The sequence below is a fragment of the Mucilaginibacter sp. genome, assembly GCF_965201005.1.
GTDB lineage: Bacteria > Bacteroidota > Bacteroidia > Sphingobacteriales > Sphingobacteriaceae > Mucilaginibacter_A.
In genome coordinates this window covers 1,516,852-1,538,764 of the sequence record NZ_OZ241747.1, presented here as the reverse complement: position 1 = coordinate 1,538,764, position 21,913 = coordinate 1,516,852, and the positions used below count along the sequence as shown (strand labels likewise).

Here is a 21,913-nt window from a genome sequence, read left to right as displayed (position 1 = left end):
AGCGTTCAAACCGCTTCTTTAAAAAAACAGTTAAAAGGGTGAAATCCCGATTTTTAAGGTTTGTATAATGATTAGCGTTCCGCCGTTTTCAATGCATTAACCGGATGTGCGTTTGGCCGTTTCTGATATTTAAGTTCCTTTTCATTTTTAAATTTATATCAGCAAAAATCCTGATGCTTCTTTTAGCACTATAAAATTGGTGTCTGCCACTTTACTGCTTATCCAAAATCAAACGAGCATTGATTTTAAGGTGATAAAAGAAGCATCAGATAATTTAAACAAAATTTAAACAGCAGGTTTGTTCCGGTTAAAAAATGAACCGTTCAAGAGTTGCAATTAAATTTCCGGTGATGTGCATGGTAGTTGATGTATAAATAGATTGGGTGTATATCCTTGCGTATCCGTATAAAATTGCATCCCCTAAACTTTGTACAATATCAATATAGGATGATTTGGTATTTAAATAAGTAAAATGATGTAACAACACAAAAATGCAGGCTTGTACAAAATTTGCCAAATGCAGGTTTTTAAACCATTTAATCATTAAATCCAGGATCCGGGCCCTGAAAAGCAATTCTTCAACTATTGGCCCTAAAATTACTGCACCCGTTATCAGTATAACAGAAGGCTAGCGGGGCATGGTGCCATTTATCAATTTCCAGGTTGCCCATTTTGTCCAAAATGATATCTGTAGCAACTGAGTAGATTAAAAAACCTGCAACCCAAATAAAATAGGTGAAAAAAGAAACAGGCTTACGCAAATAAAAAGCCTGCAAACTTGTTTTTTTGTTTCGGATGAGTACTGTAATAACAACAAGTACAATTACAAACGGTAATATCCTGACAATAGCAGATCTGATTTCTTCGTTGATCACTTCGTTAAATTGTTATTTGGGTTAACGTAAGCTGTAAACCAAATATTCCTGTAACAAATTGTTCAGGTAAAAGTACAATTCTACCTGTATAAATATTTCAATTTGAAATGAACTGTCGGGAACGGGCTTCAAGAGATAATCCGATCTATATTTTTAGGTGATAAAAGAAGCATGCTTAGTACATACTCAATCACTTAATCAGCTAATCTAATCGAACAAACGCGAAAAATGATTTTCGAGGTGGTTACGCATACCGTTCCGCAGCAATTCTGCAGAACCTTTTTCAATCAGTTCCACCAGCCCTTTATGAGAAACAAAGTTTTTTAAAGCCACATGCTTTTTAAGCAATCCGCTGTGATGAACATAATCAAAAACCGGCAGCAACATTTTCTGGAAATTTTTAAGGGTTTGGTTTCCGGTAATATCATATAATTTCCCATGAAACTTGATCTCTTGTTCGATCTGGAACAAATGGTTCTGCGGTTTCTTAGGTTCTGATGCTACAATTGATTTTAATTCTGCTAGGTCTTCAGGCGTTACCCGTTCTATAATAAAATCGGCCATTCCTATTTCCAGCGAAAGGCGCATTTCAAATATTTCCCGCAAAGTATCGTCGTCCATGATCTGCGGTTTCAGGCTCTTTTGCAGGATAGAAGTAAGGTCGGGACTGGTTATGACGGAGCCCCGGTGTTTTTTTGATTCTATTAATCCGATCATCCGCAAACGTAAAAGTGCTTCTCGGATCACGGTGCGGCTCACGCCCATCGCTTCTGTTAGTTCAAGCTCTTTCGGGATAGAATCCCCGACTTTAAAATTTTTTTCTATAAAAAGTTCAAGGAGTTGTTTTTCAACTTTATCCACGAGCGAGCTGGTATCAATATTTCTTAAGCTTTCTATCAAATCCTTATTTTTCATATATACCATATCGTTTTTAACACTATAATTTATTACCCTTACATGCATAAAAGTAATAGCTGTATTTATAATGTATAAACCTGCAAAAATATAGATAATAAATTATAGAGCATGTACTACATAATACAGCCAAATTTTTTTGGTATTTTTTAATTTAGCAAAATGATGTAAGGTTTTAAACTAAAACAAAAAAGCCTACAATCCAATGACTTGCAGGCTTTTAATACATTTTGTTATCAAAATTTGCGGAGAGCTAGGGATTCGAACCCCAGGAACCTTTCACAGTTCAACAGTTTTCAAGACTGCCGCAATCGACCACTCTGCCAGCTCTCCGGGGACAAAAGTACAAATCCGAGAGGAATTGCCAAATTTGATTTTTAATTTTATTTAATCCTCTATTTACCTAATTGTCAGATATTTAAGTTTGAAAAAACAATTGATGCTTCTTTTATGCTCATAAAAAGAGCATGTAAACAATTGCTTACATGCTCTTTTCTCAATATTGAGCCAGATTATTTTACTGATAATTCCACACTCCGCTGTATAAAATTAGTCAGTTCGGCACCATTCAACATGCCTTGAGAAAGTAAAGCCAAGTCGTATGCCTGTTTTGCCAGTTCTTTTTTTACATTTTCATCTCCAGCATTCAGTATTTTTCCAATCAGCGGATGGTTTGAATTAACCGTCACACTTAGCATTTCCGGCATGTTGCCCATAAAAGACATGCCGCCGCCGCCCATCGCCTGCATGTCTTTCATCCGGCGCATAAATTCCGGCTGTGTAATGTTTACCGGCAACTCCTGCGGAGACATGGCTTCTAAAGTAACCTTACGATCTTTATTGTTGATGGCACTTTCAAAAACTTCCTGCACTGCTTTTTCGTTTTCGGCACTCAGCAGGCTTTCCGTTTTGGTGTCTTTTTCAATCAGTTTATCGGCCGTGTCCGCATCTACTCTTTTCAGCGTAAATTTCTCCACTTTACTTTCCAGCATTTGGATGAAATGGCTGTCTATCGGATGATCAAACACCAAAACATCATAATCCTTGCGCTTGGCCGATTGAATATAGGTATCCTGCTTGTTCAAATCCGTGGTATATAAAGCAATCAGGTTGCCGTCTTTATCCTGCTGGTTTACCTGGATGTGTTCTTTATAAGCATCTAAAGTATAATATTTGTTATCAGTGTTTTTATACAGACAAAAATCTTTGGCTTTGTCATAAAATTTTTCATTGCTGATCATGCCGTATTTTACAAACAAACCGATGTCGTTCCATTTATCGGCAAAAGCGGCTTCGTCCTGTTTGTGTAAATCTGACAGCTTGTCGGCCACTTTTTTGGTGATGTATGAGTCAATTTTCTTCACGTTTCCATCTGCCTGCAAAAAGCTGCGGGAAACGTTTAGCGGAATGTCCGGCGAATCGATCACACCTTGCAGCAGCATCAAAAACTCCGGCACAATGTCTTTTACTTCATCCGTAATAAAAACCTGGCGGGAATACAACTGGATTTTATTTCTCTGGACTTCAAAATCGTTTTTCAGTTTCGGAAAATATAAAATACCAGTTAAATTGAACGGGTAATCTACGTTCAGGTGGATCCAAAACAACGGATCTTCGGAAAAAGGATATAAATCTTTGTAAAAACTGATATAATCTTCATCTTTCAGTTCTGATGGGGATTTCGTCCAGGCCGGCACGGTTTGATTGATCACTTCGCCATCAAACTCAATTTCTACCGGTAAAAATTTACAATATTTTTTAAGGATGGTTTGGATGCGGGATTTTTCTAAAAACTCTTTAGAATCTTCTGCAATGTGCAAAATAACATCTGTTCCGCGTTCTGCTTTTTCGGTGCTGGAAAGCTCAAATTCGGTGCTGCCGTCGCAATCCCACAATACGGCTTCACTGTCTGGTTTATACGATAAAGATTTGATTTCCACGTTGGTAGAAACCATAAAAGCCGAGTAAAAACCCAAACCAAAATGGCCGATGATTTCCTTGTCATCACCTTTGTCCTTATATTTTTCTACAAATTCTGTAGCTCCGGAAAAGGCAATCTGGTTGATGTATTTTTTAATTTCCTCGCCTGTCATGCCCAAACCGCGATCGGCAATGGTAATGGTTTGGTCTGCTTCGTTTATCGATACTTTTATTTTTGTGTCGCCCAGTTCGCCGTTAAATTCGCCCATGCTGGCCAGTCTTTTCAGCTTTTGCGTGGCATCCACGGCGTTGGAAACCAGTTCGCGCAAAAAAATCTCATGGTCTGAATAGAGAAATTTTTTGATGATTGGAAAAATATTTTCGGTGTGTATGGAGATAGAACCCTTTTCCTGCATGGCTTTTTTAATTTATGTTTTGAAAAGGGCTGGTCAACAATGGTTCCAAACAAAACCTTCCGACAAAAAAATGACAGTTTGACAGTTTGCCGATGCTTCTTTTATCGGGTAAAAATTGGTGCTTATGGCAAATCTTTCTGTTTCTGTTCTTTTTGTTTTGTGTTTAGATCTTCTTCTTTAATATCCAATCGGAGCAAACGGAACAAACTCATATAAATATTGGCAATCCAAACCAAACTGAAACCGGAAATTAAATAACCGCGCCAGCCATCAAAAACCAAAGTATAATGAGTAATGATCAGCATTAAAATGGTAATGTAATGGCTGAAACAGTATTCGCAGGTGAACAAATAAAAAAACTTGCGTGCGGCAAGTGTTTTTTGTTGGTGGCTGTTTTTGATGCAAAAATCACGGATTTCTTTAAAAACTTCCTCATGTGTAACTGTCCAGGAAATGCAGGCAATCGGGATCGCCAATAAAAAAAGCACCGAAACGGATTGGCTCATAAGGAAGATTTTAAGGAAGTTTGTTTAGTTATTAACCATTTTCATGGAAGCTTCATAATAACGCTCGCCAACATTTGGATATGTTTTCAGGATTTCTTCTATTTCCTGTAAATCCTCTTTTGATAAATTTACATCTGCCGCACCGGCGTTTTCTTCCAGGTATTTACGCTTTTTGGTTCCGGGGATCGGGATGATGTTTTCACTTTGCGCCAAAACCCAGGCCAAAGCCAATTGCGAAGGTGTTATTTGTTTGGAAGATGCAAAATCCTTTAAGGCCGAAGCCAGATTTTGGTTGTTTTTAAGGTATTTCTCTTCCTTAAACCGAGGTAAAGTATTACGGAAATCACCATCTTTCAATGCTGCTTTGCTGACCGAAGTTTCGGTAAATAAGCCTCTGGAAAGCGGGCTAAAAGGCACAAAAGAAATAGAAAGCTCTCGGCATAAAGGCAAAATTTCTTTTTCCGGATCGCGGGTGATGAAAGAATATTCTGACTGCAGGGCCGAAATTGGGTGTTCTGCATTTGCCTTGCGGACAGATTCCGACGATGCTTCAGACAAACCCAAAAACCGCACTTTTCCGGCCTGAACCAGCTCGCCCATTGCGCCAACCATTTCTTCTACCGGTACGTTCGGGTCAATCCGGTGTGCATAATATAAGTCTATTTCATCCACGCCCAAACGCTTTAAACTGGCCTCGCAGGCTTTTTTAAGGTAAGCCGGGGAACCATCAAAAACGCCGCCTTCTTTAAAACCGAATTTAGTGGCGATAAAAACTTTTTTACGGTTGGGCACCAGCACTTTTGCAATCAGTTCTTCGTTGGTGTGCGGGCCGTAAACATCTGCCGTATCCCAAAAATTGATGCCTAAATCCAAAGCTAAATTTAAGGTAGCAATAGATTCTTCATCATTTATGCTGCCATATGCATGGCTCATGCCCATGCAGCCCAAACCGATCACAGATAACTTTTCGCTGGTGTTTCCCAGATTTTTATATTTCATGGTACTTATTTATATCAGCCAAACCAATATTTCTACAGGCTGTTTTATAAATTTTTGGCATAAAAAAAGCGTTCCGGTTTACAGAACGCTTCTTTTATAAGAAAATAACTTAATCGTTGCCCAACTGTTTTACCAGTTTGTTGTAAATGCCCAGCAGTAAAAACGGTGCTGCCCACTGGCCTACAAACAAGGCGTTATGACGGCTGCCTTTAACTTTTAAAGCCAAAGAAAGACCGATAGAGCCTAAAGCTGCCCACAAAAAAATATCTGAAGGGATTTTTGCCGTTTGATTTTCAATTGCGGTTGCAACTGGCCCTTCTTTAAGTTCCGGATTTGGATTTGCCATAATAATGTTTTTTAATTTGTTAATTTAGTTGATACCCTATAAAGTGCAAAACGGCCGCAAAGTTTTAACAAAAAAAAATTTAATCGTTAATTCAAGTCTGATGCAATTGTTTCTATATTTTGCTTCAAATCATATAAAGTTATTTTTTACCGATGCTGTTTTTATCGGTATAAAAACAGCAAATAATTTTAAAAATCTGGGAACCTGTTTAAGTTTTACCGGATGTATTTTCAATGCTTCTTTTATCACCTAAAAAACAGTGGTTTTCCATGCTTCTTTTATCGGCTTAAATTTGAAAAACAAAATTTATGGGCATAAAAGAAGCATGATGTTTTTTTTCGACATAAATTTAAACAGGCCATGTGCCGGACACGATTTCTTTTTTAAACAAAAAACTATTTTTTTCCTGGATTGCTTTAAGTAAAATTTAACCTTGATATCATGACACAAAACCAAGCCACCGTAGAAACGCTGAACGATTTAATCGAAATCAACAATGACCGTATTGTAGGATACGACCGTGCGATCAAAGAATCAACAGCAGAAAATGCCGATTTAACCGATCTTTTTAAACACATGATAGATGAAAGCCATACTTGCAAAATGGCCTTGAGCACGGAAGTTTTGGTGATGAAAGGCGAAACGGCCGAAGGGACAACCGTTCGCGGCAAAATTTATCGCGCCTGGATGGATGTACGCGCTACTTTTACCGGCCATGACCGTTATTCCATTTTGGCTAACTGCGAACGCGGCGAAGATGCGGCACAATCTGCCTATAAAAGTGCTTTGGCCGAAGAAGATGTTCCGAAATACATTCACGATATGATTGCCGAACAGCAATCAAAACTGAAACTTTCCCACGATAAAATCAAAATGCTGCGCGATATGCAGAAAAAAGATTAATCGTCCCATTTTTTTTAAAAAGCCTTCTGAAGTTTTTCGGGAGGCTTTTTTGTTTACCTGCAGATGCTGTTTTTACCGGTATAAAAACAGCATCTGCAGGTCATAAATCAAAATCAGGCAAATACGCCGGAAGTTCTATTGCCGCAAACAACTATATTTGCGTAGCTGCCCAACCAAAAAACCTGTCGGGCATGGATAATATGGCTGTAAAAGTGATCATGAATGATGATGCTTTTTTAAAAAAAGGATACCTGATTTCTACCGATAAAACCTTGCTGGATATCAACGTTATCCATCAATTTCTGGATCAGCTTTCTTATTGGGGCAAAGGCATCAGCCTGGAAATGGTTCAAACCTCTGTTCAAAATTCGATGTGTTTTGGCGTTTATCATCAGCAAAATCAAATTGGTTTTGCCCGCGTAATTACCGATGCAGCTACTTTTGCATACGTTTGCGATGTGTTTATCTTACCCGATCACCGCAAATCAGGCTTATCAAAATGGCTGGTCCAAACAGTCCGCAATCATCCAAAACTTAAAGATTTGCGCAGGCTGGTTTTAGCCACTGCCGATGCGCAGGGCTTGTACGGGCAGTTTGGTTTCGCACAAATTAAAAACCATGATCGCTGGATGGAAATTTTCCAGCCCAGACAACAGGAGCCGGCATGAACATCAAACGCATGATTATTGAAGGCGAAGGCGTTACCCTCGACTTTAAAAAAACCATTACCAGCTGCGAAAAAATTGCCAAAACGCTGGTTGCTTTTGCCAATAATAAAGGTGGCCGATTGCTGATCGGTGTTTTGGACGATGGCACTATTAAAGGCGTAAAATCCGAAGAGGAAGAAAAATACATGATTACCCGCGCGGCAACTTTTTTTTGCCGCCCTGCATTAGAACCTTTTTTTGAGGAAATTTATGTAGATGACCGCTTGGTTTTGGTAGCCGAAATCAAAACTAGCGATCTGAAACCGCATTACAGTTTGGACGAAGACGGCAAATGGTGGGTTTATATCCGCACCAATGACAAAAGTATGCTGGCGAGCAAAATTGTGGTGGATGTTTTAAAACGTTCCAACAACGATAACGGCGTGTTGATTGAATATTCATCCAAGGAAAAAGCGTTGCTGGAATATCTGCAGACCAACGAACGCATCACCGTAAAAGAATACTGCGGTTTGCTGAACCTGAGCCGCCGCCGCGCACAACGGATTTTGGTTAATCTGGTACTTTCGGGCGTAATTATCGTGCATACCAAAGAAAAAGAAGAATATTACACGGCCGCCTGATTTTAGGTGTTAAGTTAAAAATTCACCATTTTTCAACTTAAAACCGATGCTCCTTTTATCACCAAAAATATGGCGCAGCTCCATCCAAAACCTGTTAATTATTCCCGATGAAAAAATTTTACGCTTTTTACAAACCTTTTTATCAGGCAAATCTGCAACTGGCTTTTCCGGTGATTATTTCGCAATTGGGTCAGGTTTTGGTGCAAACTTCAGACAGTATTATTGTTGGTCAGTTTGCCGGCACTACCTCGCTGGCGGCGGTTTCGCTGGTCAACAGTATTTTTCTTCTGATTTTAGTGACCGGGATTGGCATCGCTTACGGCCTCACACCTTTAATTGCGCAGGAAAACGGCCGTAAAAACGATGTGGCCTGCGGAAAACTGCTGGCCGAAAGCTTGGGCATTAACCTGGTTTCCGGCCTGATACTGTTTTTACTGATCTACTTTGGCTCTGTTTTATTGCTGAACCATCTAGATCAATCACCGGAAGTAGTGCTGCTGGCCAAACCGTTTTTGATATTGATGGGGTTTTCTATCATTCCGCTGATGATTTTCAACACTTTTAAACAGTTTGCGGAAGGTTTGGGCTTTACCAAACAAGCCATGATGATTTCCATCTGGGGCAACGTACTGAACATTTGCCTGGGGATTGTTTTTGTAAAAGGTTTGTTTGGCGTTGCGCCAATGGGCATCCGCGGCGTAGGTTTCAGCACGCTGATAGACCGTTTGGTGATGGCCGTCGTTATGTCGGTTTACGTTTTTCGCTCCAAACATTTCAAAAAATACCTTACTGAGTTTTCTCTGTATAAAATCAGCAGTAGTTTCTGCAAAAAAATCCTGGCAATTGGCGCACCGGTTGCCGTACAGTACAGTTGCGAAGTGAGCGCGTTCAGCGGTGCGGCAATTTTGATCGGCACAATGGGCGATGTACAACTGGCCGCACATCAGGTTGCCATCAATCTGGCTTCGTTAACTTTTATGATGGCGAGCGGGATTGGTGCTGCGGCAGCCATCAAATCCGGAAATTTTTTTGGCGCAAAAAACTTTTTACACCTCCGGCAATCTGCCCTGGCCAGCTACCATGTGGTTTTGTTGTTTATGAGTTTTACGGCACTTGTTTTCCTGCTTGGCAATCATCTTATCCCCTGGATTTATACTTCGGACGAAAACGTGATCAGCCTGACTGCACAATTACTGCTTATCGCCGCCATGTTTCAATTATTTGATGGCACACAAGTGGTTGGATTAGGCATTTTGCGCGGGATTGGTGATGTAAAAATCCCCACAATTATTACTTTTATAGCCTATTGGCTGATCGGTTTGCCCGTTGGATATGTGCTTGGCATTCACCTAAAACTGGGTGCTTCCGGCATTTGGTACGGCTTAACGGCCGGATTAATGGCGGCTTCGCTCCTGCTCTATTTTCGCTTCAATTATTTCAGTAAAAAACTGCAGACCGGTACAATTTAAAAGCCCTTTTACTGATTTATGCGGCCTGAATGTTCATGTTGGTAAACTTTGAACCACTTTTTTTACTCATCGTATTTTGTCTTTTAAAATCTTTTACACATTTCAAAACGGCTTCTTCTGTTGAAACATTATAATCCAACATTGCCTGTTCAATACTTAATAAACCTTTGGTGATTTGGATGGCCATTTTTCGCATTTCCTGTTCTCTGATCTGCACGGCCATCATATATAAATTTTGCATTTTTTTAGTATTTAATATAAAACTTTGTTAACGAATTAAACCTTTATACGTTAAATCCGCAACAAAGTTAGTGTTTATTTTAAAAAAATGAATTTTAGTTTGCTGTGTCAGTTTAACATGATAAGTTATTAAAACTGATTTTAAGGTTGGTCACAAATTGTTAAAAATACAATTCAACCGCAGTTTTATAGGTGTTGCAATGCGCATCCACAATATCTTTGATATTTGGCGAATAACCGCCGCCCATGCTCACCTGCACTGGAATGCTGTTTTTATGACATAAATTTAGCACAAACGCATCACGCGCTTTGCAGCCCTCTTTGCTTAGGGCAAGTTTGCCCAATTTATCTGTCAGCAAGACATCCGCGCCAGCCAGATAAAAAACAAAATCAGGTTTTTGCTGGTCGATCAATTTGGGCAATGCTTCTTTTAGCAGGGAAAAATAAGTGTCATCTTCCGTTCCGTCCGGCAGCGGAATGTCCAGGTCAGATTTCTCTTTCCGATAAGGAAAATTATTGGCACCATGCATTGAAAATGTAAACACATCAGGCTGATGCTCAAATATTTCCGCCGTTCCGTTTCCCTGGTGCACGTCCAGGTCCACAATCAAAACCGATTTGGCCAATGCTGTTTTTAGCAGGTAATTTGCGGCAATCGCCTGATCGTTCAGCATACAAAAACCTTCGCCCCAATCGCTGCCTGCATGATGCGTTCCGCCGGCAACGTTGAACGCAATGCCGTTCTCGAAAGCGTAATGACAACCATCAATTGTCCCCTGTGCAATCCGGATTTCGCGTTCAACCAACTGCTTTGTTAACGGAAAACCAATTCGTCGCTGTTCTTTTGCCGATAAAGTCAGATCGCGCAATTGCTGCCAGTAATTTTCGTCGTGCGTCCACAAAATTACTTCTTCTGCCACTGGTTTTGGGGAGAAGATATTTTCTGCAGAAATCACACCTTCATGCAGCAATTGCGCCGGGATCAGTTCATATTTCAGCATCGGGAAACGATGACCTTCGGGCAGCGGATGCGCGTAAATCGGATCGAAAGCAATTTTCAACATAAAAAATAATTACAGCTATATTATCGCACAATAGGTAAATGCTTGAAAACAAATAAAACACGTATTAAATTTTGATCGTAAAATTACTTGCAAATAATTTTGTAGTTTTGATTTATCAATAATTATTCAAATACACAAGTATGCAAAGCACAGGAACAATTATTTCAGCTATCATAGTTGTCTTATCAGCTATTGTTGCTATTTGGACGATAATTACATTTTATTTAAAGGTCAGAAATTCTAAAAATATCACTTTTACCAAAAAAGACAATGGTGAAAAAATTACTATCTCTCAAAACTACAACCGGGAAGATAGCCAAAGGTTAATGGAGTTTATGAAATGAGCGATACGCCTTCGGGTGATATAGTTTCTAAAAATCCTAAAACCACCTTACTAACCACTTTTACTGCAATATTAGAAACAGCCATACAACATATTAGAAATGATGATTACAGGCAAATTGCCGTACCTGTTGCTCCTTTTGTTGCACTTGTCATTATCATCATTTTAAAAACGCTTTACAAAAACTATAAGAGTAAACGTACTATTAAAATGCACTATGCCTGGATTGCAAGTTTAGAGTCAGAACTACATAATACCAATACTTCAGCAGGAAGAAAAAAAGAAATTTTGAAAGAAATAGCTGGTTATCAAGTAGAAATAAAGAAAATAGAAAAGGATTCTATCGGGATAGATTTTAGTTGATGCTTCTTTTACCACATAAAAAAAGGTGAACAGACCGTCCACCTTTTAAATCATAAAAAAAATATATTTTACAACTCAATTTTACCGTGATCATCTTTTCCGTAAGGTTTGCCGGTAACTGCCGCTTTGATCATCTGGAAAGCAACTACCATTTTGCTGGAGTTGCTGTCCCAATATTCGGCTTCCTCGGTTTCCACTTTCATCAAAGTCAGTTTCGGATCATCAATTCCTTTTGGGAAAAACGCTTTGATCACCGGGTTCCAGTATTCTTCCATTTTGGCGCGGTCATCCACCAAAGAAGCCGTGCCTTTAATGCATAAATATGTGCTGTTGTTTGAATCTGAATACGTTACAACCACTTTGTTTTCGTGCGAAATCTCATCCACTTTGGATGAATATTCGTTGGTGAAAAACCAGATATTGCCTTCTACGTCCACATGCGCCGTGCCCATTGGGCGGCTATGGATTTCGTGGTTTGCATTTACCGTTACCAGCATGGCAATCCGCACATCTTCAATTTTATCTTTTAAATACTTTACCTGCTCTGATTTTGACTGTTCGCTCATGATATTTTTAATTAGAATATTTTTAATTAGATAAAGGCTTAACCCCAAAAACCGGATTTTGATTTAACGATTATCTGTTTGGCTTGCTCACAAACGGGTTTCCTTTCACATAAAACCGGTAAGGCAGCAGCGCATCTTCCCGGGCATAAGCTACACCAACACGCGGAACGGCGGCGATTTCTTCATTTTGAAACGATAATCCGCAGTCTTCTATCCAAATTTCATCACCCAAAAAACTCAAGCCGTTCATCGTCCGGTTTACGCCCAAAGCTTTCGCTACAGAACCCGGGCCAGCGGTTATGTTATTTTTTAAGCTGATCATTTTGCGGCGTTCCAGCATCAAATTTAAACCTGTTGTTGGGTTGATGGCCCGGATCAAAACCGCATGTGGCTCGCCTTCTTCCGAAGTAACCACATTTAGCATTTCGTGTATGCCGTAACACAAATAAACGTAGGCCACGCCGCCGGCCGCGTACATGGTTTTGGTGCGATTAGTTTGCCGGTTGCCGTAAGCGTGCGAAGCTTTATCAATAATGCCATTATAGGCTTCGGTTTCTACAATATATCCGCCGCTGATTTCGCCGTTGATATTGGTAAACAGATACTTGCCCAGCAAATTTCGGGCAATGGCAACTACTTCTCTTGATTGATAAAAACTGATGGGCAGCTTCAAAACGTAATCAGTTTAACAATTTTTTGCAGATATTGGGCATCGATTTCATCAAATCCATTCAGCCTGGAACTATCAACATCCAGCACGCCAACCACATTTTCAGCTTGAAAAATAGGCAATACAATTTCTGATCTGGATAAAGAACTACAGGCAATATGGCCCGGAAATGCTTCCACATCAGGCACAATCAGCGTTTCCGCTTTTGCCCAGGAAGTGCCGCAAACGCCACGTCCTTTCCGGATGCGCGTACAGGCAACCGGCCCCTGAAACGGGCCCAAAACCAATTGTGCTTCTTTTAACAGGTAAAATCCAACCCAAAACCAGCCAAACTGCTCTTTTAAAGCAGCGGCAACATTGGCTAAGTTGGCCACCAAATCGGTTTCGCCTTCCAGCAAAGCTTTGATCTGAGGGACCAAAGTTTCGTATTTTTCCTGCTTTGTGCCTTTGCTGATTGTTAAATCTTCTGCCATGGCGCAAATTTACAGATTGGGCGGTCATCGCGAAGTCTGATTTTTAAACCGGACAAAAACAAACCGCAATTTTAGCTTTATTTTGTGCTGATGATCGTCAGTTTAACCCTTGTCCGCTACCCGAAATACAATATTCCGTTTGCTTTAATGGCGATGGGCATACTTCGTTTACCGATGTTTTTTCAGCGTAAATGTTCTTTTTTTAAACTGATGGGAACGGGCAAAAACGGCACTTTTGATTTGCACCCCGACTGGCAGCAATGGGCAATGCTGGCTGTTTGGGCAGATGAGGAAAGCTTCAGTCATTTCAGCCAAAAATCTTTTGCCGCAAAATGGTGGAAAATTTTTGCGGCCGAGAAATGGACGGTTTTACTACAGCCCATGCAAAGCCATGGCAAATGGACAGGCAAAGAACCTTTTGAAAATCCGCAGAAAACTGATTATCAAGGAGTTGTTGCCGTATTAACGCGCGCCACGCTAAACCTGAACCGATTGAAACCTTTCTGGCAAAATGCCGCTAAAATTGCAAAAATCATGACTTCCGCGCCGGGTTACCTCACCTCCTTTGGTGTGGGCGAAGATCCGTTTATGCACCAGGCCACCATTTCGTTTTGGCAGGATATGGAAGCCGTGAAAGATTTCGCCTACCGCTCGCCGGAACATGTGGAAGTGATTAAAAAAACACGCAGCGAAAATTGGTACAGCGAAGAACTTTTTGCCCGGTTTATCCCGGTAAAATCATGGGGGACATTACACGGAAAAAACCCCTTAGAAGGTTTTACAGATTAGTTAGCTTTGCGGCCGATACTGTTTTTATCGATATAATTTCATCAATATGCGTGTAGTTGCCGAGTTGCCTCACCCCGAATTTAAAATTTCCATCTTTCAGTTCAGCGGAAAACTGATTGCCAAATTTGAGCAGGGAGCCTTAGAACAAAGCTATAAAATCTCTGAAATGGACATTTTGGATGGCGTAAACAGCGTTTTTGAAATGCTGGACGAAACTTTTTTAAAAACCGTTTCCGCCCGTTTTGCCGAAATGCGCAAAGATTTTAAAGAAAGTTATAACCGGTATAATTATTAACTACATTTGACCATTAAACCGCTTGTTATGAATAACTTGAATTATTCAAATCCGCAATATTGGAAATGGGGAATATTTTACAATAACCTGAACGATGACCGTTTGATTGTAAAAAAACTTTCTGGTTTGGGCTGGACGTTTAATTTCGCCCACAAAAACGCTTACTGGTTTATGACCGTGTTGGCAGTTATTGTTTTGCTGGGAATTTACTTTGTCAGGTAGGCTGATCTTTTATTTTTCCTTCAGCAAAGCCTTGCAAATCCGTTTCACCAAACCCGGGCCTTCATAAATAAATCCGGTGTATAATTGGATTAAAGAAGCACCGGCATCTAATTTTTCCAACGCATCTTTGGCAGAATGAATGCCGCCCACACCAATGATCGGAAAAGCATTTGCCGATTTTCGCGACAAATAACGTATCAATTCTGTAGAACGGCCAGTCAACGGTTTTCCGCTTAAACCGCCGGTCTCATTTTTGTTTTTTGCAGAAGTTAAACCTTCCCTGCTGATGGTTGTATTGGTGGCAATTACGCCTGCAATGCCGCTTTGCTGCACAATTTCGATGATATCATCCAACTGTTCGTTGCTCAAATCAGGTGCAATTTTTAACAAAATCGGCCGAGAAATCCCGTTTTTATGGTTCCGTTGCTGCAGCGTTTGTAACAGGATTTTTAAGGGTTCTTTTTCCTGTAATTCGCGCAAACCGGGCGTATTTGGCGAACTTACATTTACTACAAAATAATCTACCACATCAAAAAGCCGGTCAAAACATTTTACATAATCACTTGCCGCATCTTCGTTTGGGGTGATTTTATTTTTGCCGATGTTGCCGCCGATCAGGAGGTTTGGGGTTTGAGGTTTGGGGTACGAGGTTTCAGGCTTGAAGTTTGAGGTTGAAGTTTGCCGGTAACGTTTTATCCGTTCTGCCACCACATCCATACCTAAGTTATTGAAACCCATCCGGTTAATCAATGCCTGATCTTTTTTCAGCCTGAACATGCGCGGTTTTAGGTTTCCGGGCTGCGGCAAAGGCGTTACCGTGCCAATCTCTACAAAACCAAAACCGAGACTGGCCATTTCGCCCATCATTTCGGCATTTTTATCAAAACCGGCGGCCAAACCAACCGGGTTTTTAAAATTCAGGCCAAAAACTTCCCTTTCCAATCCCGGATTTTCTATGGTAAAAACAGCATGGCCAAGCTTTTTTCCGCCCGGGATTCGGTTAAAATACCGCAGACCCTGGGTTACAAAATGATGGATTTTTTCCGGGTCAAAAGCAAAAAAAAGCGGACGGATTAGTTTGTACATATTTGCAGATGCTGTTTTTAGCAGGTATTTTTCAGTGCAGTATTTTGTAAATCAGTTCTTTCATCAGTTCGCCATGATCTGCAGTATTGTCCACGCCTTTACTTTTCACGTCATATTCCCGCAAGTAACTGATAATCTGCATAGTTTTGTTAAAATTGAACGTTTTGCCAGCCTGTTCAAAATTAGCTACCTGATAGGGGCCGATGCCTAATTCTTTAGCCACATTTTGGGGCGATTTAACTGCCAGATAATGGTATTTTAATACTTTTACAAAATAAAAATACAAGTTGCCCAGTACCAACACAAAAGGGTTTGATTTCGGGTTTGCCTCAAAATAATTGATGATCCGGTTCGCCCGCAGCACATCGCGCTTGGCCAACGCATTTTGCAGTTCAAAAACATTGTATTCTTTACTAATGCCAATGTTGTCCTGAATGTGCTGCGAAGTGATTTCTTGTCCGGCGGCAACGTTCAGCATCAGTTTTTCCAGTTCATTGGCAATTTTAGAAAGATCATTGCCCAGATATTCGGCCAGCAAAGCCGAAGCCTGCGGCTGTATTTTATAGTTTTTTGCATCGACGAAACTTTCTACAAAAGCCGGGATTTTATTATCGTACAAGGGCGAAGATTCAAAAATCAGCCCGTTTTTTTCAATTGCCTTGTAAGCTTTTTTGCGCTTATCAAATTTGCCGTACTTATAACAAAAAACCAGCACGGTACTTTTGAGCGGGTTTTCCAGGTAAGCCAGAAACGGGTTGAGGTATTTTTTGCCCTCATCATCGCTGCCCCATTTCATGTCCTGTGCTTCTTTTACCAGCACAATTTGGTAATCGGCCATCATCGGATAACGTTTGGCAGCATTTAAAACGGCCATCGTTTCGGTATCTTTTCCGTAAAAAACGGTTTGGTTAAAACCTCTTTCGGCATCGTTCAGCAAATCATGTTCTATGTAATTGCTGATCTCATCGATAAAAAAAGGTTCTTCGCCATGCAGCAGATACAGCGGTTTCAGCTTGCGGTTTTTAAGGTCTTTCAGGATTTCGGCAGCAGTCATTCAGGCCGTAAAATTACACATTCCGTTTAGGTTTGCTGCAGTTTTATGCTGATTTTAGCCCGATGGAATTGCTTTGTCCGCTTAATTTGCCGCCTTATCCTTTTAAAATCACTGAGCAAAACGGGCAGTATTTTCTGTTTGACGACCTCCGGAAAAAAACCATTTTAATTACGCACGAAGAATGGGTCCGACAACATTTTATACAATATTTAACTGCACAAAAACAGTATCCCAAAACCCTGATTCAGCTGGAAGGCGGTTTAAAGCTGCATGGTTTGGCCAAACGAACGGATATTTTGGTTTACAATTCGTCCGCAGAAAAAATTTTATTGGTTGAATGCAAAGCCCCGTCAGTAAAAATCACCCAAAAAGTTTTTGATCAGATTGCGCGTTACAACATGGTGCACAGAGTGCCGCTTTTGGCCGTGACCAACGGTTTGCAGCATTTTTTTTGCAGGATAGATTTTACTTCCCAAAAATATTTTTTCCTGGATAAACTACCTGATTATGAAGAGTTAAGGTGAATTTTTTTGAAACATTTGCCGCTTGAGTTTCCGTATAAGATAAAAATCCGCAGCTTGTATGACCAATCAACTCAACATCAACCCACAAAACCATTATTTAAACTGGGCAAAGCTTTGGCTGTACAGCAAAATTTTCCTGGTTTGTTTGTTTGTCAGCACACTTTTATCGGCTGTGGCAAGCACAAGTCCGGCAGTTTATCTGGTCAATATTGTTTTTCTGATGCTTCTTTTATCAGGGTTATTTTTGTTGAAATTGAAGAAAAGCCAAACTCCTTTTATTTATGTTGAAGGCGGACAACTGCATTATTTTTGCCGGACAAAAAAAGAAAACATCAGTATCCCGGTCCGGGAAATTGTAAAAGTCACGAGCCAGTTCTGCGAGCTTCAAATCCACACCGACAACCATACTTATTGCTTAAACCTCAACAACATCCGGCACGAAAAACAACGCTGGGAAATTAAAGAAATGATTAAAAAACTGGCCCCGGCGGAGACAAACAAAGTGGTTAATTTTTGATGGGATTTAGAGTTTCAGGTTGTAGGGAAGGTTGTATTTTAACTTAACCTGATCGCAGATACTATCGCAGCAACGGGTTTTTCTCTTTTGCAAAAACCTCATAAACTTTTTTGTCCAGCCAAGCCGGAACCAGTTTGTTCAGCAAAACAGTTAATTTTCCCTGACCGGTCATCACTAAAATCCGTTCGCGTTTTTCAATCCCGACGGCGATAATTTTGGCCACTTCTTCGGCCGTCATCATTTTTTCTTCTTCCATTGAGGTTTCGCCGTGTGCCGTGCCATCGTTGGACAACGCCGTGCTGCGGATGTTGGAAGCGGTAAAACCCGGGCAGGCAGTCATCACGTGCACACCGGTTTTCAGGTTTTCCACGCGCAAACTATCCAAAAAACCGTTCATGGCAAACTTGGACGCCGAGTAGCCCGTTCGGCCCGGCAAACCTTTAAAACCGGCAATAGAAGAAACGCCAACAATGCTGCCTTTTGATTTCAAGATGGCTTCCATGGCGTATTTGGTGCAGTAAACGGTGCCCCAGAAGTTTACGTCCATCAGGTTTTTGAGTACAACCAAATCCAAATCTTTAAACAAAGCGCGCATGGAAATCCCGGCATTGTTGATCAGCACATCAATTTCATTAAAAGTGTTAATTGCCTGGTTGATAAGCACTTTGCAATCTTGTTCTTTGCTCACATCACATTGCACCGCTACTGCTTTTATGCCATATTTTTTTTCGAGATTTTGGCTGATTTCACACAAAGTTACAAACTGCCGCGCTGCCAAAACCAGGTTTGCACCACGGGCAGCCATTTCGTTTGCCAAAGCTTCGCCAATGCCGGAAGAAGCACCGGTTATCACAACTGTTTTTCCTTTAAAATTCATTTAAAAATATGGCTGTTGAAGGTTGATTGTTAAATAGTTATAATTAGTTCTTTAGGATTTTTATTTTAAGATAGAGAGATGAACTTATTCAATTTCGATACTGTTTTTATCGGTATAATTTTGGTCAGTCTGATAAAATCCTTTGGCTGCCTTCAGCAAAACGACAAAAAAACACCGGTAAAAACAGCATTTATCGCAAAGAGTTTTCATATAAAACCCGCGTCGCGATTGATCGGCCCAGCGTAATCTCATCTACATATTCCAACTCTCCGCCAAAAGCAATCCCGCGGGCAATGGTTGATATTTTCAACGTAAATTCTTTCAGTTTTTTGTGCAGATAAAAAATGGTCGTGTCGCCTTCCATAGTGGCACTTACGGCAAAAATCACTTCGTTTACATCGGTATTTTTGATACGTTCCACCAGCGAACTTATTTTCAAATCACCTGGCCCGATCCCGTCCATCGGCGAAATCAATCCGCCCAAAACATGGTACAAACCGTTGTACTGGCTGGTGTTTTCTATCGCCATCACATCGCGCGTATCTTCCACTACACAAATCAATTGATGGTTTCTTTTTGGGGAAGCACAAATCTCGCAAAGGGCCGCATCAGAAATGTTATGACAAACCCCGCAAAACTGAACTTCATTGCGCAATTTACTGATGGATCCGGCAAAACGTTCCACTTCTTCTTTGTCCTGATTTAATAAATTGAGCACCAAACGAAGCGCCGTTTTTTGTCCGATCCCGGGAAGTTTGGCAAATTCGGCCACTGCGGTTTCCAGTAGCTTAGAAGAAAAATTCATGGCACAAAGTTAATGAGAAAGTGCTAAGTTTTCAGTGATAAGTTGTAAGTTCAGCCTGCAACATTTAGCTTAGCCAAACTTAAAACCTAAAACTTAATACTTACCACAAAAATCCATGGCACCCGGCATTCTCCTTACTTTTATCATCGGCTATTTTTTAGTGCTGATCCTGATTTCCTGGCTCACTTCGCGCAATTCTGGTGGCGACAATGATACTTTTTTTGTGGCCAACCGCAACTCAAAATGGTATCTGGTGGCCTTCGGGATGATCGGCACGGCTTTAAGCGGCGTAACATTTATTTCCGTACCGGGAAAAGTTGGCGCGCCCGGCGGCGATCAGTTTGCTTACTTCCAGTTTGTGCTGGGCAATGCGGTTGGTTTTATCATCATTGCCACGGTGTTGCTGCCCTTGTATTACCGACTAAAACTAACTTCAATTTATAGTTACATTGAAGAAACTTTAGGCCATTGGAGTTATAAAACGGCTGCCGGGATTTTCCTGATCAGCCGCGTAATCGGTTCAGCTTTCCGTTTGTATCTCGTGGTGATCGTGCTGCAGAAATTTATTTTCGACAGTTACCATATCCCGTTTGCCGTTACGGTTTTAATTTGTTTAATCCTGATCTGGAGTTACACATTTAAAGGCGGATTAAAAACCATCATCATCACCGATAGCCTGCAAACACTTTTTTTGGTGAGTTCGGTGTTTTTATCGATCTTTTTTATCTGCCAAAGCCTGCACCTGAACATTTTTGAAGCTGCCGAAACTATCAAAAACAGCAGTTATTCCAAGATATTTTTCTGGAACGATTTTTTGTCCAGCAGACTTCATTTTACCAAGCAGTTTCTGGGCGGGATATTTATCACGATTGCCATGGTGGGCCTGGACCAGGATTTAATGCAGAAAAACCTCAGCTGCAAAAACATTGGCGAAGCGCAAAAAAACATGTTCAGCTTTACGGCAGTTTTCGTGCTGATCAATATTTTCTTTTTAAGTGTTGGCGCGCTCCTCTATATTTATGCCGCTAAAAACAGCATCAGCGTAGCCAAAACCGATTATTTATATCCAACAATCGCTTTAAATTATCTGGGCGTTTTGCCCGCAATCGTGTTTATGCTGGGCTTAACGGCCGCCACTTTCGCCACAACGGATTCCGCCTTAACTGCCTTGACTACATCGTTTTGTATCGATTTTTTAAACTTCGACAAAAAGGAAAACACCAACTCCGGCCAGATGGTGAAATTGCGGCATTGGGTGCACATTGGTTTTTCGGTGATGCTGTTTTTAACCATCATAATTTTCAACAGCATCAATAACGAGGCCGTGGTAAGTGCCATTTTTAAAGTGGCCAGCTATACTTATGGCCCGCTGTTGGGCTTGTACAGTTTCGGTTTGTTTATGAAAAACCAACAGGTAAATGATCGTTTGGTGCCGTTTATCTGCCTGGTCAGCCCCGCGATCTGTTATTTTTTAAGCACCGAATCTAAAACTATTTTAGGCGGATACGTTTTTGATAATGAACTGATTATTATCAACGGACTAATTACTTTTTTTGGTCTGCTGATCACTTCCCGCAGGAAATCCGTATCAGTAACAACTATTTAATTTTATTTTGACATTATGACGAGCGACGAGAAAATAAGACACGCTTTTGAGAACCGCAACTGGCACGAGATCAAGGTAACCGATTCCTGGCAGATATTTAAGATCATGGCCGAATTTGTGGACGGATTTGAGAAACTGGCAAAAATCGGCCCTTGTGTTTCCATCTTCGGTTCAGCCAGGACACATCACGAAAACCCATATTATTTGCTGGCCGAACAATGTGCCCGTTTGTTAAGCGAAGCAGGTTACGGTGTGATTTCCGGCGGCGGCCCGGGCGTAATGGAAGCGGCCAACAAAGGTGCTTACGAAGCTGGCGGAAAATCTGTTGGGTTGAATATTGAGCTTCCTTTTGAGCAGTTCCACAATAAATATATTGACCGCGATAAACTGCTGGAATTTGATTATTTTTTTATCCGCAAGGTAATGTTTATGAAGTATTCGCAGGGATTTATTGTTTTGCCGGGCGGTTTCGGTACGATGGACGAATCTTTTGAAGCGATCACGCTCATCCAAACCGGTAAAATTGCCCGTTTCCCGATTGTTTTTGTGGGAAAAGATTATTGGGGCGGATTATTTGCCTGGGTTGAAGAAAAAATGCTTGGACAGGAAAAAAACATCAGTCCGGACGATTTGAATTTGTACCGTTTGGTTGATACCCCGGAAGAAGCGGTGGAACACATTTTCCGTTTCTACAATAAATATGTGTTGAAACCGAATTTTTAATACAAAATTTTAGCCCATAAAAGAAGCATCCAGATTCTGTCTGGATGCTTCTTTTATCA

General features: G+C 40.7%; 28 protein-coding genes and 1 tRNA gene. 13 read left to right on the top strand and 16 right to left on the bottom strand.

All coding sequences use genetic code 11. From position 1 onward, the window contains the following. Positions 1-307: 307 nt before the first annotated feature. The 7 genes from ACOFKR_RS07170 to ACOFKR_RS07140 form a co-directional block, all read right to left on the bottom strand. Entirely contained in the window at positions 308-613 is a 306-nt protein-coding gene (locus ACOFKR_RS07170) for a CPBP family intramembrane glutamic endopeptidase (RefSeq protein ID WP_419803626.1), read from the bottom strand. A gap of 469 nt (positions 614-1,082) precedes the next feature. Continuing rightward, positions 1,083-1,790, bottom strand: a complete 708-nt coding sequence (locus ACOFKR_RS07165; RefSeq protein ID WP_419803337.1) for a FadR/GntR family transcriptional regulator — start codon at positions 1,788-1,790, stop codon at positions 1,083-1,085. Positions 1,791-2,036: 246 nt separating this feature from the next. After that, a tRNA-Ser gene (locus ACOFKR_RS07160) sits at positions 2,037-2,123 on the bottom strand. A gap of 179 nt (positions 2,124-2,302) precedes the next feature. Further along, the gene (htpG, locus tag ACOFKR_RS07155) at positions 2,303-4,126 is read right to left on the bottom strand and encodes a molecular chaperone HtpG (protein ID WP_419803336.1); all 1,824 of its coding nucleotides are present in this window, start codon (positions 4,124-4,126) and stop codon (positions 2,303-2,305) included. Positions 4,127-4,248: 122 nt separating this feature from the next. Beyond that, complete coding sequence (locus ACOFKR_RS07150; protein ID WP_419803335.1) at positions 4,249-4,632, bottom strand: hypothetical protein; 384 nt, start codon at positions 4,630-4,632, stop codon at positions 4,249-4,251. Positions 4,633-4,656: 24 nt separating this feature from the next. Continuing rightward, on the bottom strand, positions 4,657-5,631 hold the full coding sequence (locus ACOFKR_RS07145) for an aldo/keto reductase (RefSeq protein WP_419803334.1): 975 nt from the start codon (positions 5,629-5,631) through the stop codon (positions 4,657-4,659). A gap of 109 nt (positions 5,632-5,740) precedes the next feature. Beyond that, complete coding sequence (locus tag ACOFKR_RS07140; RefSeq protein WP_419803333.1) at positions 5,741-5,977, bottom strand: hypothetical protein; 237 nt, start codon at positions 5,975-5,977, stop codon at positions 5,741-5,743. A gap of 441 nt (positions 5,978-6,418) precedes the next feature. On the opposite strand from ACOFKR_RS07140, the gene ACOFKR_RS07135 reads away from it, so the two are divergent. From ACOFKR_RS07135 to ACOFKR_RS07120, 4 genes are all read left to right on the top strand, one after another. Next, positions 6,419-6,880, top strand: coding sequence for a PA2169 family four-helix-bundle protein (locus ACOFKR_RS07135; protein ID WP_419803332.1), 462 nt, complete (start codon positions 6,419-6,421; stop codon positions 6,878-6,880). A 191-nt stretch (positions 6,881-7,071) separates the two neighbouring features. After that, positions 7,072-7,548, top strand: a complete 477-nt coding sequence (locus ACOFKR_RS07130; RefSeq protein ID WP_419803331.1) for a GNAT family N-acetyltransferase — start codon at positions 7,072-7,074, stop codon at positions 7,546-7,548. Beyond that, a complete protein-coding gene (locus ACOFKR_RS07125; RefSeq protein ID WP_419803330.1) occupies positions 7,545-8,168 on the top strand; it encodes a helix-turn-helix domain-containing protein in 624 nt (207 codons plus the stop codon). Before ACOFKR_RS07130 ends, ACOFKR_RS07125 begins: the two co-directional genes overlap by 4 nt. Positions 8,169-8,275: 107 nt before the next feature. Further along, positions 8,276-9,637: an MATE family efflux transporter gene (locus tag ACOFKR_RS07120; RefSeq protein WP_419803329.1), complete on the top strand. Its 1,362-nt coding sequence runs from the start codon at positions 8,276-8,278 to the stop codon at positions 9,635-9,637. A gap of 16 nt (positions 9,638-9,653) precedes the next feature. Here the strand turns inward: ACOFKR_RS07120 and ACOFKR_RS07115 are convergent, their stop codons facing one another. Continuing rightward, positions 9,654-9,878, bottom strand: coding sequence for a hypothetical protein (locus ACOFKR_RS07115; protein ID WP_419803328.1), 225 nt, complete (start codon positions 9,876-9,878; stop codon positions 9,654-9,656). Between the two features lie 160 nt (positions 9,879-10,038). Continuing rightward, entirely contained in the window at positions 10,039-10,941 is a 903-nt protein-coding gene (locus tag ACOFKR_RS07110; protein ID WP_419803327.1) for a histone deacetylase, read from the bottom strand. A gap of 140 nt (positions 10,942-11,081) precedes the next feature. On the opposite strand from ACOFKR_RS07110, the gene ACOFKR_RS07105 reads away from it, so the two are divergent. Both ACOFKR_RS07105 and ACOFKR_RS07100 read left to right on the top strand, forming a co-directional pair. Next, a complete protein-coding gene (locus ACOFKR_RS07105) occupies positions 11,082-11,285 on the top strand; it encodes a hypothetical protein (RefSeq protein ID WP_419803326.1) in 204 nt (67 codons plus the stop codon). Then, on the top strand, positions 11,282-11,647 hold the full coding sequence (locus tag ACOFKR_RS07100) for a hypothetical protein (protein WP_419803325.1): 366 nt from the start codon (positions 11,282-11,284) through the stop codon (positions 11,645-11,647). Before ACOFKR_RS07105 ends, ACOFKR_RS07100 begins: the two co-directional genes overlap by 4 nt. Positions 11,648-11,715: 68 nt before the next feature. On the opposite strand, the gene ACOFKR_RS07095 is transcribed toward ACOFKR_RS07100, so the two are convergent. The 3 genes from ACOFKR_RS07095 to ACOFKR_RS07085 form a co-directional block, all read right to left on the bottom strand. Further along, positions 11,716-12,213: a pyridoxamine 5'-phosphate oxidase family protein gene (locus ACOFKR_RS07095; protein WP_419803324.1), complete on the bottom strand. Its 498-nt coding sequence runs from the start codon at positions 12,211-12,213 to the stop codon at positions 11,716-11,718. Between the two features lie 70 nt (positions 12,214-12,283). Further along, entirely contained in the window at positions 12,284-12,886 is a 603-nt protein-coding gene (locus ACOFKR_RS07090; protein WP_419803323.1) for a DNA-3-methyladenine glycosylase, read from the bottom strand. Beyond that, positions 12,883-13,356 carry a GAF domain-containing protein gene (locus tag ACOFKR_RS07085; RefSeq protein WP_419803322.1) on the bottom strand — a complete coding sequence of 158 codons (474 nt, stop codon included), beginning with the start codon at positions 13,354-13,356 and terminating at the stop codon, positions 12,883-12,885. Before ACOFKR_RS07085 ends, ACOFKR_RS07090 begins: the two co-directional genes overlap by 4 nt. A 90-nt stretch (positions 13,357-13,446) precedes the next feature. Between ACOFKR_RS07085 and ACOFKR_RS07080 the strand changes: the two genes are divergently transcribed. The 3 genes from ACOFKR_RS07080 to ACOFKR_RS07070 are packed head-to-tail and all read left to right on the top strand — an operon-like array spanning position 13,447 to position 14,662. Then, entirely contained in the window at positions 13,447-14,145 is a 699-nt protein-coding gene (locus ACOFKR_RS07080) for a DUF3291 domain-containing protein (protein WP_419803321.1), read from the top strand. A 46-nt stretch (positions 14,146-14,191) separates the two neighbouring features. Further along, the gene (locus tag ACOFKR_RS07075; RefSeq protein WP_419803320.1) at positions 14,192-14,440 is read left to right on the top strand and encodes a hypothetical protein; all 249 of its coding nucleotides are present in this window, start codon (positions 14,192-14,194) and stop codon (positions 14,438-14,440) included. Between the two features lie 27 nt (positions 14,441-14,467). Further along, positions 14,468-14,662 (top strand): DUF5808 domain-containing protein, encoded by a 195-nt coding sequence (locus tag ACOFKR_RS07070; protein WP_419803319.1) that lies wholly within the window; start codon positions 14,468-14,470, stop codon positions 14,660-14,662. 9 nt (positions 14,663-14,671) lie between these two features. On the opposite strand, the gene ACOFKR_RS07065 is transcribed toward ACOFKR_RS07070, so the two are convergent. Further along, complete coding sequence (locus ACOFKR_RS07065; RefSeq protein WP_419803318.1) at positions 14,672-15,748, bottom strand: quinone-dependent dihydroorotate dehydrogenase; 1,077 nt, start codon at positions 15,746-15,748, stop codon at positions 14,672-14,674. A gap of 31 nt (positions 15,749-15,779) precedes the next feature. Beyond that, entirely contained in the window at positions 15,780-16,802 is a 1,023-nt protein-coding gene (gene holA / locus ACOFKR_RS07060) for a DNA polymerase III subunit delta (protein WP_419803317.1), read from the bottom strand. A 62-nt stretch (positions 16,803-16,864) separates the two neighbouring features. Here holA and ACOFKR_RS07055 point away from each other — a divergent pair, with 62 nt between their 5' ends. Continuing rightward, positions 16,865-17,326 (top strand): type I restriction enzyme HsdR N-terminal domain-containing protein, encoded by a 462-nt coding sequence (locus ACOFKR_RS07055; RefSeq protein ID WP_419803625.1) that lies wholly within the window; start codon positions 16,865-16,867, stop codon positions 17,324-17,326. A gap of 58 nt (positions 17,327-17,384) precedes the next feature. Further along, positions 17,385-17,843, top strand: a complete 459-nt coding sequence (locus ACOFKR_RS07050) for a hypothetical protein (protein ID WP_419803316.1) — start codon at positions 17,385-17,387, stop codon at positions 17,841-17,843. A gap of 61 nt (positions 17,844-17,904) precedes the next feature. Here ACOFKR_RS07050 and ACOFKR_RS07045 read toward each other — a convergent pair whose 3' ends face one another. Further along, positions 17,905-18,720, bottom strand: coding sequence for an SDR family oxidoreductase (locus ACOFKR_RS07045; RefSeq protein WP_419803315.1), 816 nt, complete (start codon positions 18,718-18,720; stop codon positions 17,905-17,907). A 190-nt stretch (positions 18,721-18,910) separates the two neighbouring features. Then, a complete protein-coding gene (recR, locus tag ACOFKR_RS07040; RefSeq protein ID WP_419803314.1) occupies positions 18,911-19,525 on the bottom strand; it encodes a recombination mediator RecR in 615 nt (204 codons plus the stop codon). A 115-nt stretch (positions 19,526-19,640) separates the two neighbouring features. Between recR and ACOFKR_RS07035 the strand changes: the two genes are divergently transcribed. Beyond that, the gene (locus tag ACOFKR_RS07035; protein ID WP_419803313.1) at positions 19,641-21,131 is read left to right on the top strand and encodes a sodium:solute symporter; all 1,491 of its coding nucleotides are present in this window, start codon (positions 19,641-19,643) and stop codon (positions 21,129-21,131) included. 15 nt (positions 21,132-21,146) lie between these two features. Continuing rightward, a complete protein-coding gene (locus ACOFKR_RS07030; protein WP_419803312.1) occupies positions 21,147-21,854 on the top strand; it encodes a TIGR00730 family Rossman fold protein in 708 nt (235 codons plus the stop codon). The last annotated feature ends 59 nt before the right edge of the window (positions 21,855-21,913 follow it).

Excerpts from the sequence above, each read along its gene's own strand:
- ACOFKR_RS07165 (WP_419803337.1), bottom strand. The coding sequence starts at position 1,790 with ATGAAAAATAAGGATTTGATAGAAAGCTTAAGAAATATTGATACCAGC.
- htpG (WP_419803336.1), bottom strand. The coding sequence starts at position 4,126 with ATGCAGGAAAAGGGTTCTATCTCCATACACACCGAAAATATTTTTCCA.
- ACOFKR_RS07150 (WP_419803335.1), bottom strand. The coding sequence starts at position 4,632 with ATGAGCCAATCCGTTTCGGTGCTTTTTTTATTGGCGATCCCGATTGCC.
- ACOFKR_RS07145 (WP_419803334.1), bottom strand. The coding sequence starts at position 5,631 with ATGAAATATAAAAATCTGGGAAACACCAGCGAAAAGTTATCTGTGATC.
- ACOFKR_RS07140 (WP_419803333.1), bottom strand. The coding sequence starts at position 5,977 with ATGGCAAATCCAAATCCGGAACTTAAAGAAGGGCCAGTTGCAACCGCA.
- ACOFKR_RS07135 (WP_419803332.1), top strand. The coding sequence starts at position 6,419 with ATGACACAAAACCAAGCCACCGTAGAAACGCTGAACGATTTAATCGAA.
- ACOFKR_RS07130 (WP_419803331.1), top strand. The coding sequence starts at position 7,072 with ATGGATAATATGGCTGTAAAAGTGATCATGAATGATGATGCTTTTTTA.
- ACOFKR_RS07125 (WP_419803330.1), top strand. The coding sequence starts at position 7,545 with ATGAACATCAAACGCATGATTATTGAAGGCGAAGGCGTTACCCTCGAC.
- ACOFKR_RS07120 (WP_419803329.1), top strand. The coding sequence starts at position 8,276 with ATGAAAAAATTTTACGCTTTTTACAAACCTTTTTATCAGGCAAATCTG.
- ACOFKR_RS07115 (WP_419803328.1), bottom strand. The coding sequence starts at position 9,878 with ATGCAAAATTTATATATGATGGCCGTGCAGATCAGAGAACAGGAAATG.
- ACOFKR_RS07110 (WP_419803327.1), bottom strand. The coding sequence starts at position 10,941 with ATGTTGAAAATTGCTTTCGATCCGATTTACGCGCATCCGCTGCCCGAA.
- ACOFKR_RS07105 (WP_419803326.1), top strand. The coding sequence starts at position 11,082 with ATGCAAAGCACAGGAACAATTATTTCAGCTATCATAGTTGTCTTATCA.
- ACOFKR_RS07100 (WP_419803325.1), top strand. The coding sequence starts at position 11,282 with ATGAGCGATACGCCTTCGGGTGATATAGTTTCTAAAAATCCTAAAACC.
- ACOFKR_RS07095 (WP_419803324.1), bottom strand. The coding sequence starts at position 12,213 with ATGAGCGAACAGTCAAAATCAGAGCAGGTAAAGTATTTAAAAGATAAA.
- ACOFKR_RS07085 (WP_419803322.1), bottom strand. The coding sequence starts at position 13,356 with ATGGCAGAAGATTTAACAATCAGCAAAGGCACAAAGCAGGAAAAATAC.
- ACOFKR_RS07080 (WP_419803321.1), top strand. The coding sequence starts at position 13,447 with ATGATCGTCAGTTTAACCCTTGTCCGCTACCCGAAATACAATATTCCG.
- ACOFKR_RS07075 (WP_419803320.1), top strand. The coding sequence starts at position 14,192 with ATGCGTGTAGTTGCCGAGTTGCCTCACCCCGAATTTAAAATTTCCATC.
- ACOFKR_RS07070 (WP_419803319.1), top strand. The coding sequence starts at position 14,468 with ATGAATAACTTGAATTATTCAAATCCGCAATATTGGAAATGGGGAATA.
- ACOFKR_RS07065 (WP_419803318.1), bottom strand. The coding sequence starts at position 15,748 with ATGTACAAACTAATCCGTCCGCTTTTTTTTGCTTTTGACCCGGAAAAA.
- holA (WP_419803317.1), bottom strand. The coding sequence starts at position 16,802 with ATGACTGCTGCCGAAATCCTGAAAGACCTTAAAAACCGCAAGCTGAAA.
- ACOFKR_RS07055 (WP_419803625.1), top strand. The coding sequence starts at position 16,865 with ATGGAATTGCTTTGTCCGCTTAATTTGCCGCCTTATCCTTTTAAAATC.
- ACOFKR_RS07050 (WP_419803316.1), top strand. The coding sequence starts at position 17,385 with ATGACCAATCAACTCAACATCAACCCACAAAACCATTATTTAAACTGG.
- ACOFKR_RS07045 (WP_419803315.1), bottom strand. The coding sequence starts at position 18,720 with ATGAATTTTAAAGGAAAAACAGTTGTGATAACCGGTGCTTCTTCCGGC.
- recR (WP_419803314.1), bottom strand. The coding sequence starts at position 19,525 with ATGAATTTTTCTTCTAAGCTACTGGAAACCGCAGTGGCCGAATTTGCC.
- ACOFKR_RS07035 (WP_419803313.1), top strand. The coding sequence starts at position 19,641 with ATGGCACCCGGCATTCTCCTTACTTTTATCATCGGCTATTTTTTAGTG.
- ACOFKR_RS07030 (WP_419803312.1), top strand. The coding sequence starts at position 21,147 with ATGACGAGCGACGAGAAAATAAGACACGCTTTTGAGAACCGCAACTGG.